The organism is Tsukamurella sp. 1534, assembly GCF_000312385.1.
Classification (GTDB): domain Bacteria; phylum Actinomycetota; class Actinomycetes; order Mycobacteriales; family Mycobacteriaceae; genus Tsukamurella.
In genome coordinates, this window is sequence record NZ_HE997627.1 from 318135 (window position 1) to 332966 (window position 14832).

Consider the following 14832-nt stretch of genomic DNA (forward strand, 5'->3'; position numbering starts at 1 on the left):
GGCCTCTACGGTCCGGCCCTGTCCGGCCGGTGCGATGCGGCCCGTACCCCGGACCCTTCCCCGAGGGTACGCAATCGTCGTCGGTCAGCTGTTGATGACGCGGACCGCCTGCGAGAGGAAGGTCGAGGCGTCGAACGGCGCGATGCGCACGGCGCCGCCCGACTGCGGGGCCTCGAGGATCTGGTTGTTCCCGAGGTACATCGCGACGTGCTGGCTGCCACCGGGTCCGCGGAACACCATGTCGCCGCGCTTGAGCTGGCTGACCGGCACCTTGGTGCCCGTCGTGTACTGGTGGCCCGAGTACTTGGGCAGCGCGATCCCGATCGCGGCGTAGGCGTACGCCATCAGCCCCGAGCAGTCGAAGCCGATCTTGTTGAAGTCGCCGAAGCTGTCCGCGACGCCGCCGTCCTTGACGCCCTTGGTGGCGCCCCAGGCGGTGCCGCCGCCCCAGGCGTACTGGACGCCGATCACGGACATGCCGCGCGCGACGACCGCCTCGATGGCCTGCGCCCCGGACATCCCGGCGGCGTTCTGCACCGCCTGCGACGCACCGGCGGCGGCCTGCGCGGCGGGTGCGGGCGCGGGGCCCTGCGCGGCGGCCGGCTGGGCGTTGAAACCGAACATCGACCCGGCCTGGTTCACCAGGTTCTGCGCGAACCCGCGGGCGGCCGACAACGGATCCGCGGCATCGACGTTCCCCGCGGCCGGAGCCTGCGCCGCCGGAGCCTGCGCGGCCGGGGCCTGGGCCGCAGGCGCCTGGGCCGCGGGGGCCTGGGCCGCCGGGGCGGTCACCTGCTGCGTCTGCTGCTCGTCGACGACGTACTGCGCGTAGATCTTCTGCTGCGCGGCACGGTCCTGTGCCCGCTTGGCCTCGTCGAGGGCCCTCTGCGCGAGCTCACGCTGCGCGGTGAGCTTGGTCTGCTCCTGCTGCTGGGACTGCAGCGCCATGTAGGTCGCGGCGATGGAGTCCTCGGCCTGCTGCTTGCGATCGGCGGCGGAGGCGGTCGCCGCGTCGGCCTGCACCTTGGCGGCGCGGGCGGCGGACTGCGACGCCTCCGCGCGGGCCTTGGCGGCCTTGAGGTCGCCGAGCGCGGCGCGCTGCTTATCGGCGACGATGCGCAGCGTGGTGGCCCGGTCGACGGTGGAGTTGGGATCCCCGCCGCCCAGGGTGTTCACCAGCGCGCCCGCGCTGTTGCCCTGCTGGTAGGCGGCGCGCACGACCTGGTCGAACTTGTCCTGCGCGGCCTTGATCTTCGCGTTCGACTGGTTCACCTGGTTCTCGGAGACCTTGATCGCGCCGGTCGCCGCCTTGGCGGCGTTCTGCGCGGACACGAGGTCGACGGCCGCCTTGTTGACGGACTGCCGCTTGCCCGCGACGTCGCCCTCCAGGTCCGCGATCCGCTGCTCCGCCTGCGCCACCTTGTCGACGAGGGCGGCGACGACGTTCGCCGGGTTGGCGGGGTCGCCGCCCGGTTCGGCCGTTGCGGCTCCGGTGGCGGCGATCGTTCCCACGACCAGGGACCCCGTCGTCACGGCCGCGAACAGCGACCGGACGGCGACAGTGGTGGCCGAGTGTGCCGTACGCCTCAAGGTGTCTCCCTCACTCTGACTGCGTTACGCCCGACGCTGTACGCGCGTTTGCCACACGCACAACATTGGCTACAGACGTACCGTACGGCACTTTTACAACAATAGAAAACAGCATTCACAAATTACATAGATGTGAGTAGCGGTATTTACCACTGACCTGCGCAGACGGTTCAATTCACCGAATCAGGGAATCAGACACCACCCAGGAAATAACATCCATGGGATTTCGAATGAATGTGCGCTATTCCTTCGAACCGGCGCCGATTGCGCCGTTCTCTTCGACCGCCGACGGGGCCGCGTCGCTCCGTAGCCCCGCTGCCCGACGGGCCGCGTCGACCGCGCGGCTCTGCTTGCAAACGAGGACCCGGGCGACGCCGGCGAGCGCCGCGACGATCAGTACGAGCGCGATGGTGAGCGCGGCCCACGGGAACGTCGCGTCGTGCGCCACGTCGACGAAGTCCTGCGCCGCCTTGGGCGGATCGTGCAGGGCGAGCTTGCCGGTGTAGCCGTCCTGCCCCTTCTCGATCTGGTACCGGCTCAGCTGCCCGTTCGAGTAGCCCGCCACCTGCGAGGGGGACATGGTGAGGATGGTGGTCTTCTCCCCCATGTCCTTGGCGACCTGGTTGCCGAGGTCCCGCAGCGAGGTGTCGGGGTCGTAGTCGTGCGCCAGCACGATCACCTTGAAGTTCTCGATGCCCTTGGCCTGCGCGTCCTGGACCACCCCGGCCAGATCGTCCTTGGCGCCGGCGTGCGCGGGATTGAGGACGGCGACGCCGTCGTCCTTCAGATCCGACTCCAGCGCCGCGAGATCCACGTCGTCCGGCACTTCGGTGATGATCGGCAGAGGCCCCATGAACTCACAGTACGACACGCCCACGCGCCGGCCGCCGAGGAGGCAGAATGAGCAGCGTCCGCCGAGTGTCAGCCCCCTGGACGCTCACAGGACAAGCGTACTGTATTATTGAGATCAGTCACCGACACAGCCCGTCGGTGCACACCACATCAACGTTGAGTGGAGCTGACGTGAGCACGAGCATCGATACCTTCTCGTCGCGCGGCACGCTCGAGGTAGGCGATCAGTCGTACGAGATCTTCCGCCTCAGCGCCGTGCCCGGCACCGAGAAGCTGCCCTACGCCCTCAAGGTCCTCGCAGAGAACCTGCTGCGGACCGAAGACGGCGCGAACATCACCCGGGATCACATCGCCGCCCTGGCGAATTGGGATCCCTCGGCCGAGCCGAGCGTGGAGATCCAGTTCACTCCGGCCCGCGTGATCATGCAGGACTTCACCGGCGTGCCCTGCATCGTGGACCTCGCCACCATGCGCGAGGCCGTCACCGCCCTGGGCGGCGACCCGAACAAGGTCAACCCGCTCTCCCCCGCCGACATGGTCATCGACCACTCGGTGATCCTCGACGTCTTCGGCACCGCGGACGCCCTGGAGCGCAACGTCGACCTGGAGTACCAGCGCAACGGCGAGCGCTACCAGTTCCTGCGCTGGGGCCAGGGCGCGTTCGACGACTTCAAGGTCGTGCCCCCGGGCATGGGCATCGTGCACCAGGTGAACATCGAGTATCTGGCGCCGGTCGTCATGACCCGCAACGGCCAGGCCTACCCCGACACCTGCGTCGGCACCGATTCGCACACCACGATGGAGAACGGCCTGGGCGTGCTGGGCTGGGGCGTCGGCGGCATCGAGGCCGAGGCGGCCATGCTGGGCCAGCCGGTCTCCATGCTCATCCCGCGCGTCGTCGGCTTCAAGCTCACCGGTGAGATCAAGCCGGGCGTCACGGCCACCGACGTGGTGCTCACCGTGACCGACATGCTGCGTCAGCACGGCGTCGTCGGCAAGTTCGTCGAGTTCTACGGCAAGGGCGTCGCCGAAGTGCCGCTCGCCAACCGCGCCACCCTGGGCAACATGAGCCCCGAGTTCGGTTCCACCGCTGCGATCTTCCCGATCGACGAGGAGACCATCAACTACCTGCGCCTCACCGGCCGCACCGACCAGCAGCTCGCGCTGGTCGAGGCGTACGCCAAGGAGCAGGGCATGTGGCACGACGGCGACAACGAGCCCGCGTACTCCGAGTACCTCGAGCTGGACCTCGGCACCGTCGTGCCGTCGATCGCCGGCCCGAAGCGCCCGCAGGACCGCATCCTCCTGTCGGAGTCGAAGGTGGCCTTCCGCAAGGACATCCACAACTACGTGGAGGAGCAGCACCCCGCTTCGCACACGCAGCTCGACGAGGCCGTCGAGGAGTCCTTCCCGGCTTCGGACCCGGCCGCCCTGTCGTTCGCCGACGACGGTGCCGTCAACGTCCAGTCCGCGGCCAACGGGGCCGAGGGCCGTCCGTCGAAGCCGGTCACCGTGACCGGCGAGCGCGGCACGTTCGTGCTCGATCACGGCGCCGTCGCGGTCGCGGGCATCACGTCCTGCACCAACACGTCGAACCCGTCGGTCATGCTCGGCGCCGCGCTGCTCGCCCGCAACGCCGTCGAGAAGGGCCTGACCACCAAGCCGTGGGTCAAGACCAACATGGCGCCGGGCTCGCAGGTCGTCACCGACTACTACGAGAAGGCCGGCCTGTGGCCGTACCTCGAGAAGCTCGGCTACTACCTGGGCGGCTACGGCTGCACCACGTGCATCGGCAACACCGGCCCGCTGCCCGACGAGATCAGCAAGGCCGTCAACGACGAGGACCTCACCGTGGTGGCGGTGCTCTCGGGCAACCGCAACTTCGAGGGGCGCATCTCCCCCGACGTGAAGATGAACTACCTGGCGTCGCCGCCGCTGGTCATCGCCTACGGCCTCGCGGGCACGATGGACTTCGACTTCGAGACCGATTCCCTGGGCAAGGACCACGACGGCAACGACGTGTTCCTCAAGGACATCTGGCCGTCGGCGCAGGAGATCGACGACACCATCAAGAACGCCATCAGCCAGGACATGTTCCGGAAGTCGTACTCGACGATCTTCGCCGGCGATCACCGCTGGCAGAACCTGTCGACCCCCGAGGGCGACACGTTCGCGTGGGACGAGGACTCGACGTACGTCCGCAAGGCGCCGTACTTCGACGGCATGACCATGGAGCCGGAGCCGGTCTCCGACATCACGGGCGCGCGTGTCATGGCCCTGCTGGGCGATTCGGTCACCACCGACCACATCAGCCCTGCCGGCCCGATCAAGCCGGGCACTCCGGCGGCGCAGTACCTGGACTCGCACGGCGTGGCGCGCAAGGACTACAACTCGCTGGGCAGCCGTCGCGGCAACCACGAGGTGATGATCCGCGGCACGTTCGCGAACATCCGCCTGCAGAACCGCGTGCTCGACACCATCGGGCTCGAGGGCACGCAGGGCGGCTACACCCGCGACTTCACGCAGGAGGGCGGCCCGCAGTCGTTCATCTACGACGCGTGCATGAACTACCAGGCCGCCGGCACCCCGCTGGTCGTCCTGGGCGGTAAGGAGTACGGCTCGGGCAGCTCGCGCGACTGGGCGGCCAAGGGCACCAGCCTCCTGGGCGTCAAGGCCGTCATCGTCGAGTCCTTCGAGCGCATCCACCGGTCGAACCTGATCGGCATGGGCGTGGTCCCGCTGCAGTTCCCCCAGGGCGAGTCCTGGAAGTCCCTGGGCCTGGACGGCACCGAGACCTTCGACATCGCGGGCATCACGGAGCTGAACAACGGCGTGACACCGAAGACGGTGCACGTGACCGCCACGAAGACGGACGGCACGAAGGTGGAGTTCGACGCGGACGTCCGCATCGACACCCCCGGCGAGGCGGACTACTACCGCAACGGCGGCATCCTCCAGTTCGTGCTGCGGAACATGGTCAAGAGCTGATCGCAGAGTTCGACCAGTGACGGCGGGTCCGGCCCCAGCGGCCGGGCCCGCCGCCCCGTAATCAGGAGTCCCCCTTGCCCAAGGTCAGCGACGATCACCTCGCCGCCCGCCGGCGTCAGATCCTCGACGGTGCGCGGACGTGTTTCGCTGAGTTCGGTTACGACGGTGCGACGGTGCGCCGCCTGGAGGCGGCGACGGGCCTCTCGCGCGGCGCGATCTTCCACCACTTCCGGGACAAGGACGCGTTGTTCCTCGCACTCGCGCGGGAGGACGCGGAGCGCATGGCCGATATCGCGGCCACGCAGGGCCTGGTGCAGGTGATGCGGGACATGCTCGCCCACCCGGAGCGGTTCGACTGGCTCGGCACGCGGCTGGAGATCGCGCGACGCCTCAAGAACGACACCGAGTTCCGGGGCCAGTGGTCCGAGCGCAGCGCCGAGCTGACGGCTGCCACGCTGCGGCGCCTGGAGCAGCAGAAGGAGCGCGGCCGGCTGCGCGACGACCTCCCCACGTCGGTCATGCTGGCGTACCTGGACCTGGTCCTGGACGGACTGGTCACGCACCTGGCGTCCGGCCGCTCCACCGAGGGCCTGGAGGCCGTCCTCGATCTCGTGGAGGCCTCGGTCCGGCGCGACAACGCCTGAGCGCTATCTCCCGTCCGGCGGAGTCGCGAACAGGAACACCGCGCCGCCCGGGTCGGTCGCGGAGCCCATCGTCCCCCACGGCGTCGATTCGGCCGGCCGGATGATCTGCCCGCCGGCCGCGGTGATCCGTTCGGCCGCCGCGTCGGTGTCCTCCACGGTGATGTACACCTGCCAGAACGACGGGGTCCCGTCGCCGAACACGCCCGAGTCGAAGAGCGGTGCGGCGTCCATGATCCCCGCCACCCCGTCCTTCGCCCCGTCCGCGCCCACGAGCACCTGGCTGTACCGGTCCGGGCCGAACGAGCCGGGCTTGCCGCCGCTGCCGATCTCCTCCAGCTCCCACCCGAACACGCTGCGGTAGAACGCCTTCGACGCGTCGTAGCTGCGGCTCATGCAGTCGAACCAGTAGGGGGTCCCGGGCACGCCGCGCTCGACGAAACCGGGGTGCGCGCCAGGCTCCCAGAGTCCCACCGCGGCGCCCACCGGGTCGATGACGAAGGCGAAGCGGCCGAGGTCGCCGACGGGGACGACCGGCACCACGACGGAGGCGCCCGCCGCGGTCGCGGCCGCGAGCGAGGCCTTGGCGTCCGTGCAGCGCAGGTACATCGACCAGACGTCGCCGGGGCCACCGCCACCGTCGGGCGGCGCCATCACGCCGGCCACGCGGTTCCCGTTCACCCGGAAGTTGCGGTATCCACCGTGCTCCTCGTCGGGCGGCTCGGCCTCCCAGCCGAACACCGCGCCGTAGAACCGTACGGCGGCGTCGACGTCGGAACTCATCAGATCGATCCAGACGGGGGCGCCGACGGGCGCCGTGTACTCGGTCATGCCTCAAACCTTGCACACGGCGGGACGGAGTTCCAGGGTTCCGGGGTCAGATGTGCGCGACCCCGCGGGCGTCGCGGTAGACCCCCTGCACGCCACTGGTGGACATCGGGGCGGACTGCGCCTTGGCGTCCGAGGCCACCACGGCCTGCAGGGTGATGCCGGCGACGAGGAAGTCGGCCACGGACCGCCGGGTGTGGTCCGAGGAGGTCACCAGGACGGCACCGTTACCGAATCCGTTCTGGCGCATGAGCCCCGCGGTGTTGATGGCGTTCGCCTGCGTGGAACCGGCACGGTCCTCGGTGTATATGCGCGTCCCCGGGAGCCCCTGCGCCAGCAGCCATTCCTTCATCGCCGCGGCCTCGGTCTTGCCCGCCTTGGGGGCGCCTCCCGTCACCACCACCGGAAGGGCCGGGTACGCCTGCGCGACGGCGAGCCCCTTGGTGAGGCGTTCCACGAGGATCGGCCGCAGCCCGCCGTTGTCCTCCAGACCGAAGCCGAGGATGACGATGGCGCTGCCGGGGGCGATCCCGCTGGGCACCTGATCGGTCAGGGGGAACGTGAGCGCCTGGTTGACGTTCTGCATCACGGCCACGACCTTCTGCGCCTGGTCCGTCGGCATCTGGTTGATCGCCGCCTGGGCGCCTGCGGTGTCGCCGGCCGCCTGGCGTTCGAAGGCCGTGTCCGTCAGCGACGCGGTCGACGGTGCCGCGCCCGCCGCCCCGGTCGCGAGGGTGGCCGCCGCCGCGACGGCGACCGTCAGTGACGCGATGGAACGGATATAACCAGAGACACGCATGTTGTCCTCCGTGACAAATGAGTCGTTCGGTGGAAAACTACACCAATGAGGTGCGTGGTGTACACGTGACTGTTGTTATTGTGATCATCGGCCGTTCGCGGGCATCCCGGATCTTCGGTGCATTCCTGCGGTCCGTCACCGGCGTGTCGTCGCAGAAACCCACCGGAAGTCCCGGCTCTCGCCCTGGTTCTCGCCCTGGTTCTCGCCCTACGACGCAGCGGGCAGCGCGATCCCCAGCTCGCTGAAGACCGCGCGGGCACGGTCCGGGTAGTCGGTGATCAGCCCGTCCACCCCGTCGCGCAGCAACGCCCGCATGGTCGCGGGGTCGTTGACGGTCCACGGGATGACCTTCAGCCCCTGGTCGTGCGCGCGCCGGATCACCGCCGGCGTGGTGAAGCGGACGAATCCGGGGTCGCCGACACCGCCCTCCTGAGGGTCGCCCTGCACGGGCGAGACGGCCGTGAGCCCGGGGATCGTCTCCTTCGCGGCACGCACCCAGTCGCCGCGGTGGGCATCGACGTCGAGGCCGAGCCAGGGCGACGCGCCGGGCTTCCCCGTCTGTAAGAACTGCTCGCCGTTCGTGAGCGCGATCAGCCCCACCCCCGGCAGCAGCGGGCCGATCTCGCGCAGCGCGTTCCAGTCGAAGCTCTGGATCGTGACCTGCCGGGCCAGGCCCGACCGGGTGATCTCCCCCGCCACCGCGCGCACGAACTCGCCGCGGGGCGCGGTCTGCTCGGGCGATCCCGCCTCGACCTTGGTCTCGATGTTCATCCGCACGGGCGAGCGCCGCGACCGGACGAGGTCGAAGAGCTCACGCAACTCCGGGATCCGTGCGCCCTCCACCAGGCGCTGCGTCGCGGTCACCTTCTCGTAGCCGCAGTTCATGGTGCGGATCTGGGCGTAGGTCAGGTCGCGGACGAACTCGCCCACGTAGGGGTACTGCGGATCGCCGGGCGTCGCGGGCGCGGTGTCGGCGCACTTCTTCGCGTCCACCTTCCGGTCGTGCGTGATCACCACGCGCCGGTCCCGGGTGACCTGGGTGTCGAGTTCGAGGGTGGTGACGCCGAGCCGCATGGCGGCGGCGAAGCCGTCCAGCGTCGACTCGGTCTGCAGGCCGAGCCCTCCCCGGTGCGCCTGCAGGTCGACGGTCCGCGGCACGGCGGCGGCCGGCACGGCCGCTGTACCCAGGGCCGTCGCAGCGCACAGCACGGGAACGAGGAGGCGGCGCAGAGACATGGCGTCACCGTAGGCAGCGGGGGTGAACGGCGCCTCACGTGCGGATGAAGCCCCATCGCTACACTGGGCCGTCGGTCACGAACGGGAGGTACACGATGGCGCAATCGGCCGCCGAGCTGTACGCCGCGTTCACGGACAACGCCGACAACGACGTGGCGCTGCGGCTGCTCCGCTCCCCCAACGCCGTCGCCTACCTGGCACTCATGGCCGCGCGCCTGGGGACGGGCCCCGTCGACGCGGAGGAGCTCGCGGACGCCCTTTCCGTCGACCTGCAATCCCTGCAGGCCCACTTCACGGACCGGGCGCGCCCGGTGCCCGACGGAACCGACGTCCTCGACACCTGGGTCAAGAACGGGTTCGTCTCCCGCACGCTGGACGACGAGGACCGCGAGGTGTGCCAGCTGACCCGCGGCGCAACGACCGCGCTCGGCCAGGTCCAGGCGGTGTCGCTGGACCGCAACGTGGCCACCGAGACCGCCCTGGAGCTGGTCACGGCGCGCCTGGCGGCGGTCGCGGTCACCGTCAGCTCCGACCCGGACGATCACCTGCGGGCCCTGGACGAGCAGATCGCGGAGCTCACCCGCCGCCGCGAGGCGCTCCGTGCGGGCCTGGTGCCGGAGTACGACCAGGGCAAGGTGGTCGACGACCTGAAGATCGTGAGCTCGCTCGCCGAGCGCATGCCGGCGGATATCCTGGGCTACGGCGAGAAGCTGCGCGAGCACACCCGCGCCCTGCTCACGCACGGGCTGGACGCGGCGGGCGGTTCGGAGGCAGAGGCCTACGCGCGCACGCTGCAGCGACTGTTCGACGGGCACGACGAGCTCGCGAACACCCCGGAGGGCAAGGCGTTCGACGCGTTCTACACGCTGCTCTCCGACCACCGGCTGCGCCGCAGGCTCGAGGAGTCGGTGGCCGCGGTGGTCGACGCGGTGGAGCTCCCCGATGACCTCCGGGACTCCCTCACCGGCTTCCTCGACCGGATGTGGATGCAGGTGCAGCGGGTCGACGAGATCCGCGGGCAGGTGTACCGGCGCATCAACACCTTCGTCAAGGACGGCGACTTCCTGCAGTACCAGTCGCTGCGCGCCCGGATCACGGAGGCGCAGCGCGCCGCCGTCGAGGCGTTCGACGCGGTCCCCGCGAGCCGCGACACCGGCCTCGCCGTCCCGATGACCGCCGTCGACACCAGTTCGGTGGGCGCCCTGAAGTTCCACGACGGCGTCGTCACCCTGCCGCCCGAGGTGCGCGAGACCTCGGGCGAGTTCACGATCGACCCGGCGCGGCTGGTGGGGCGCGAGGCCATCGACTGGGAGGTGCTCGCGTCCGCCGTGAACGACGCGGTCTCCGGGTCCGACGGTGCCGACCTCGCCGCCGTCCTCGCGGGGATCGACCGGCCCCGCGCGGGCGACGTGGTCGGCGTGTGGTCGCTGGGCGCCCGGTACGGCACCGTCGACGCCGACCGGCCGGTCACCGTCGTCGCGCACACCGCGCGCGGCCCGCGCGAGCTCACCGTGCCGCACGTGGAGTTCGCGGCCGCGCTCCCGCCCCTGACCCCCGCTTCGGCCGCGCCCGAGCCCACCACCCTGTTCGAGCAGGAGGCCTGACATGACCGACGAATCCTTCGAGATCGAGACCGCCGGGCTCCCCGAGATCGACCTCGCCGACTTCTCCATCGGCGACGAGGAGGCCGTGCGCTCGCTCCGCGGCGCCGACACCGCCCCGCGCTTCGACGGCGACAGCTCTCAGCTGCCGAACTCGGTCTGCTACGCGCTGCAGGAGCTGATCGCCGCCCCGCACGTCTCGTCGCGATCGAAGAACTGGGCCGTGATCGAGGCCGAGGAGACGCTGCTCCGCAGCCGCCTGTCCGAGCTGAACCTGCTGCTGGAGATCAACCGGGAGACCAAGCACGCCTTCACCCGGCAGGTCGGCGAGAACGATCCGCGGCAGCGCAACCTGCTGCGCGCGCAGAGCCTCTCCCTCGCGGCGTCGGTACTCGCGCTGTTCCTGCGGCTGAAGTACCTGTCGAGCCCGGATGAGACGGCCGTGGTGGAACGCCAGGAGATGATCGACCACCTGCTCTCCTTCCGGCCCGCTCGCGACACCGACGAGGCGGGCTTCGTGAAGAAGGCCGACGCCGCGATCAACCAGCTGGAGACGCGGCGCCTGATCCGGCGGGTGGGCACCGGCGAGCGGTACGCCGTGCACTCGGTGATCGCCTCCCTGCTCACCCCCGAGCAGGTGGACCTGTACACCGCCGCGTACCGGGACCTGGCCAACGCGGACCACGATCTGGGCGAGGCCGCCGCCACCGTCGAGACGGACGCCGCGGACGACGAGCCCGTGGACACCGAGGAGGGCGACGCGTGACGCGCAAGCACCTGGGCCAGTACCGACTGACCCGCCTGCAGGTGGTCAACTGGGGCACCTTCGACGGCTACAAGGACTTCCCCATCGACGAGCGGGGCGTGATACTCACCGGCCCTTCGGGTTCCGGCAAGTCGTCACTGATGGACGCGCACTCGGTGGTGCTGCTGCCGACCTACGATCAGTCGTTCAACGCGTCGGCGGACATGTCCGCGAAGGGCGCGAAGCGGGCGGCCCGGTCGATGGCGGACTACGTGCGCGGCGCCTGGTCGGTCAACGACGACGAGCACCAGCAGTCCAAAGTGCAGTACCTGCGCGGCGATTCGGCGACGTGGTCCGCGGTCGCCGCGACCTACGACAACGGCGCCGGGAACGTCACCACCGCCGTCGCCGTGAAGTGGTTCCCGGGCTCGGGCACCGACGGCAGTTCGCTGAAGTCCTGGTACCAGCTGCACTCGGGCCCGTTCGACCTGCTCGACCTGCAGGCCTGGGCCACAGCGGGATTCGACACCCGCGGCTGGCGGTCGCGGAACCCGGGCGTGGAGTCCTTCGACACCCAGGCCGCCTACCAGGAGGCGCTGCGCCGCCGCGTGGGCATCGGCACCTCCAGCGCCGCGCTCGCCCTGCTGGGCAAGGCGAAGGCCATGAAGAACGTCGGCGACCTCGACGCGTTCATCCGCACCTACATGCTGGACCGGCCGCAGACCTACGCCCGCGCCGAGCGACTGGTGGAGAACTTCACCCAGCTCGACGAGGCGTACCGGGCCGCGGCGCGCGCGGAGGCGCAGGAGAAGGTTCTGCGGCCGATGCCGGAGGCCTACGAGAAGTACCGCACCGCCACCGTCGGGACCACCCGCGCCGCGGACCTGCTGGGCGTGCCCGTGCGGTCGTACCTCCGCGGCCACCGCCTGCGGCTGCTGCAGGAGCAGATGGACAGGATCGAGGGCGAGCGCGCGGGCATGGACGCGCAGATCGCCCGATGGGAGGACAGGGCCGAGGAGCGCAAACAGCGCTACAACGAACTGCTGCACCGGCTCCGCCAGGAGCAGGGCGAGGTGGGCGTGCTGGAGGCGGAGCTGCAGTCCCGCGAGCTGCAGACCCAGGCCCGCCAGCGGGCCTACGAGCGGTTCGCGGCCGCGGTGGAGAAGCTGGGTGAACGCGCGCCGGAATCGGCCGAGGAGTTCGCCGCGCTGCGCGAGCAGGTGCCCGGCATCCGGGACCGGGCCACCGAGGCCGCCGAAGCGCTCGCCGGCCGTGTGCACGGCGCCTACACCGACGAGTCCGACGCCCGGCGCGCCGTCGAGGCGATCGACGACGAGCTGTCCGTCCTGGACCGGCGCGCGTCGCTGCTGCCGCCCGCGCTGCTCGACCAGCGCGACGTGATCGCGCGTGCCACCGGCATCCCCGCCGACGAGTTGCCGTACGCCGCGGAGCTCATCGACGTGCGGCCGGCGGAACAGGACAGGTGGGCGGGCGCCGCCGAACGCGTGCTGCGCCCGCTCGCCACCACCCTCCTGGTGCCGGCTCGGCACCAGCGCGCGGTGGCCGATCACGTCAACGCGAACCGGGTGCAGGGCGTCCTCACGTACCAGGTGGTCGACGGTTCCGGCGGCCCGGCCGCGGAACCCGGGACGCTCGCCGCCAAGCTCACGGTGGACGATGCGACCGAGGCGGGACGCTGGCTCGTCGGGGCCGTCGCGCGGGCCGCACGGCACGCCTGTGTGGACTCCCCCGCCGAGTTGGAGGAGCACGAGCAGGCCGTGACGCCGGAAGGGCTGGTGAAGAACGCCGGCGGCCGATTCCGCAAGGACGACCGGCGGTCCGTCTCCGACCGCTCGCAGTGGGTGCTCGGCACCAACACCGGCAGCAAGCGCGAGGCTCTGCAGCGCCGCCGCGACGAGCTGGCGGCGGTGCACGCCAAGGCATCCGAGGCCTCCGCCACGCTGCGCGACGAGCTCGCCGAGTTCAAGGCCGTCGCGGACGGCGCGACCGGGGTTCTCGGATACGCCTCCTGGGCCGAGCTGGATCACTGGGCCGCCCGCGCGGAAGCCGAGGAGCTCGCGGACCGGATCGCCGATGCGCGTTCCGGCAACGCGGACCTCAGCGAGCTGGAGATGCAGGCGGACAACGCGTACGGCGAGTTGGCCGAGTCGCAGACCCGGATCGGCGCGCTCACCGAGACCATGAACCGTGCGGGCACGGAGTTCGACGATCTGCTCGCGGAGTTCGAGCGGATCGAGGGTGAGAGCACGCCGACGCTCACCGACGAGGACCGCGAGTTCCTCGACACGGCCCTCTGGCACCTGCTCACCGACGGCGACCGCCGCCTCACCCTGGACACCTACGGCGAGGTGCGTGCGGATCTACGGGCCGAACTGGAGCGGCAGCAGGCCGCGGCGACGGCCGAGCGGGATGCGGCGGAGTCGCGGATCGTGCGGTGCGCGGAGCAGTTCCTGCGGGAGTGGCCGGATTCGTCGACCGAGCTGTCGGCCGACGTCGCGTCGGCGACCGACTTCGTCGCGGTGCACGAGAACCTCGTGGCGCACGGGCTCGCGGCGGCCACCGAGAAGTTCCGCCGGCTCATCACCACCGACGTCAGCCATTCGGTGTCGAACCTGTTCAAGGAGGTCGACGACACCCATCGCGCGATCACCCGGGGCATCGCGGACGTCAACGCCGGCCTGCGCCGGGTCGAGTTCAACGAGGGCACCTACCTGCAGATCGCCTACGCCGCCCGGCCCACCCCCGAGGCCACCGAGTTCGCCAAGCTGGTCGACGAGATGGTGCGGGATGCGCCCGCCGCCAAGCGGGCGGAGCCCGAGGCGATGGCCGCGCAGTTCAAGCGCATCCGCGGACTGGTGCTGCGGCTCACGGGCGACGATCCCGATTCGCGCCGCTGGACCGAGAACGTGCTCGACGTGCGGACCGGCTACTCGTTCTACGGGCGGGAGAACGCGGTGGGCGCCGCACCGGACGCGCCCGCGGTGGTGACGTACCGCAACACCGCCACGAACTCCGGTGGCGAGCAGGAGAAGCTGGTGGCGTTCTGCCTCGCCGCGGCGCTGAGCTTCGCGCTCGGCAGCCACGGTGTCGACGGCTCCAACGAGCCCGCCTTCGCTCCGCTCATGCTCGACGAGGCCTTCAGCAAGTCCGACGAGCGCTTCTCGGCCCAGTCGCTGCGGGCGTTCGAGCAGTTCGGGTTCCAGCTCCTCATCGCGGCCCCGATCCGCATGGTGGGCATCGTGGAGCCGTTCATCGGGCAGGTCATCCTGGTGGACAAGCAGGTCGGGTCCGACGGGGCGCGGTCGGACGCCCGGTACGCCACGTTCGGCGAGCTCGCCACGTCGCGCTGACGCTCCGGCCGTCGCGGTGTCCGGTGCACGGGTTGGGGTATCGCAACGGGCGTCGGCGGGCGATGCCGCGGCGCCGACGCGCCCTCGCTGACCTGGCGGTTCGACGGTGCGCGGCAGGCTCTTCCCGGTGCCGCGCCGGTCCGCCGGCAATAACGATCGAGTAACGCGGCTAACGGATCCC

Annotated in this window: 10 protein-coding genes; 5 read left to right on the top strand and 5 right to left on the bottom strand. The window is 70.6% G+C overall.

The window, feature by feature from the left end:
• Nucleotides 1-84 precede the first annotated feature (84 nt).
• Together BN39_RS13910 and BN39_RS13915 are read right to left on the bottom strand one after the other, a co-directional pair.
• Nucleotides 85-1590, bottom strand: coding sequence for an NlpC/P60 family protein (locus BN39_RS13910; protein WP_148281498.1), 1506 nt, complete (start codon nt 1588-1590; stop codon nt 85-87).
• A gap of 241 nt (nt 1591-1831) precedes the next feature.
• A complete protein-coding gene (locus BN39_RS13915; protein ID WP_148281499.1) occupies nt 1832-2443 on the bottom strand; it encodes a DUF6676 family protein in 612 nt (203 codons plus the stop codon).
• A 170-nt stretch (nt 2444-2613) separates the two neighbouring features.
• Between BN39_RS13915 and acnA the strand changes: the two genes are divergently transcribed.
• Together acnA and BN39_RS13925 are read left to right on the top strand one after the other, a co-directional pair.
• Entirely contained in the window at nt 2614-5430 is a 2817-nt protein-coding gene (acnA, locus tag BN39_RS13920; RefSeq protein ID WP_019203030.1) for an aconitate hydratase AcnA, read from the top strand.
• A 74-nt stretch (nt 5431-5504) separates the two neighbouring features.
• On the top strand, nt 5505-6074 hold the full coding sequence (locus tag BN39_RS13925; protein ID WP_019203031.1) for a TetR/AcrR family transcriptional regulator: 570 nt from the start codon (nt 5505-5507) through the stop codon (nt 6072-6074).
• A gap of 3 nt (nt 6075-6077) precedes the next feature.
• Here BN39_RS13925 and BN39_RS13930 read toward each other — a convergent pair whose 3' ends face one another.
• The 3 genes from BN39_RS13930 to BN39_RS13940 form a co-directional block, all read right to left on the bottom strand.
• Nucleotides 6078-6902, bottom strand: coding sequence for a VOC family protein (locus tag BN39_RS13930; RefSeq protein WP_019203032.1), 825 nt, complete (start codon nt 6900-6902; stop codon nt 6078-6080).
• 46 nt (nt 6903-6948) lie between these two features.
• Entirely contained in the window at nt 6949-7698 is a 750-nt protein-coding gene (locus tag BN39_RS13935) for a YdcF family protein (RefSeq protein ID WP_019203033.1), read from the bottom strand.
• Between the two features lie 207 nt (nt 7699-7905).
• Nucleotides 7906-8934, bottom strand: coding sequence for a glycerophosphodiester phosphodiesterase family protein (locus tag BN39_RS13940; protein WP_019203034.1), 1029 nt, complete (start codon nt 8932-8934; stop codon nt 7906-7908).
• 95 nt (nt 8935-9029) lie between these two features.
• Here BN39_RS13940 and BN39_RS13945 point away from each other — a divergent pair, with 95 nt between their 5' ends.
• Genes BN39_RS13945 through BN39_RS13955 form a run of 3 tightly spaced genes read left to right on the top strand, consistent with a single transcriptional unit; the run spans nt 9030 to nt 14651 of the window.
• Nucleotides 9030-10538: a DUF3375 domain-containing protein gene (locus BN39_RS13945; protein ID WP_019203035.1), complete on the top strand. Its 1509-nt coding sequence runs from the start codon at nt 9030-9032 to the stop codon at nt 10536-10538.
• Nucleotide 10539: 1 nt separating this feature from the next.
• On the top strand, nt 10540-11301 hold the full coding sequence (locus BN39_RS13950) for a DUF4194 domain-containing protein (RefSeq protein WP_019203036.1): 762 nt from the start codon (nt 10540-10542) through the stop codon (nt 11299-11301).
• Entirely contained in the window at nt 11298-14651 is a 3354-nt protein-coding gene (locus BN39_RS13955) for an ATP-binding protein (protein WP_019203037.1), read from the top strand. The genes BN39_RS13950 and BN39_RS13955 overlap by 4 nt, the downstream gene beginning before the upstream one ends.
• The last annotated feature ends 181 nt before the right edge of the window (nt 14652-14832 follow it).

Excerpts from the sequence above, each read along its gene's own strand:
- BN39_RS13950 (WP_019203036.1), top strand. The coding sequence starts at position 10,540 with ATGACCGACGAATCCTTCGAGATCGAGACCGCCGGGCTCCCCGAGATC.
- BN39_RS13935 (WP_019203033.1), bottom strand. The coding sequence starts at position 7,698 with ATGCGTGTCTCTGGTTATATCCGTTCCATCGCGTCACTGACGGTCGCC.
- BN39_RS13940 (WP_019203034.1), bottom strand. The coding sequence starts at position 8,934 with ATGTCTCTGCGCCGCCTCCTCGTTCCCGTGCTGTGCGCTGCGACGGCC.
- BN39_RS13945 (WP_019203035.1), top strand. The coding sequence starts at position 9,030 with ATGGCGCAATCGGCCGCCGAGCTGTACGCCGCGTTCACGGACAACGCC.
- BN39_RS13915 (WP_148281499.1), bottom strand. The coding sequence starts at position 2,443 with ATGGGGCCTCTGCCGATCATCACCGAAGTGCCGGACGACGTGGATCTC.
- BN39_RS13930 (WP_019203032.1), bottom strand. The coding sequence starts at position 6,902 with ATGACCGAGTACACGGCGCCCGTCGGCGCCCCCGTCTGGATCGATCTG.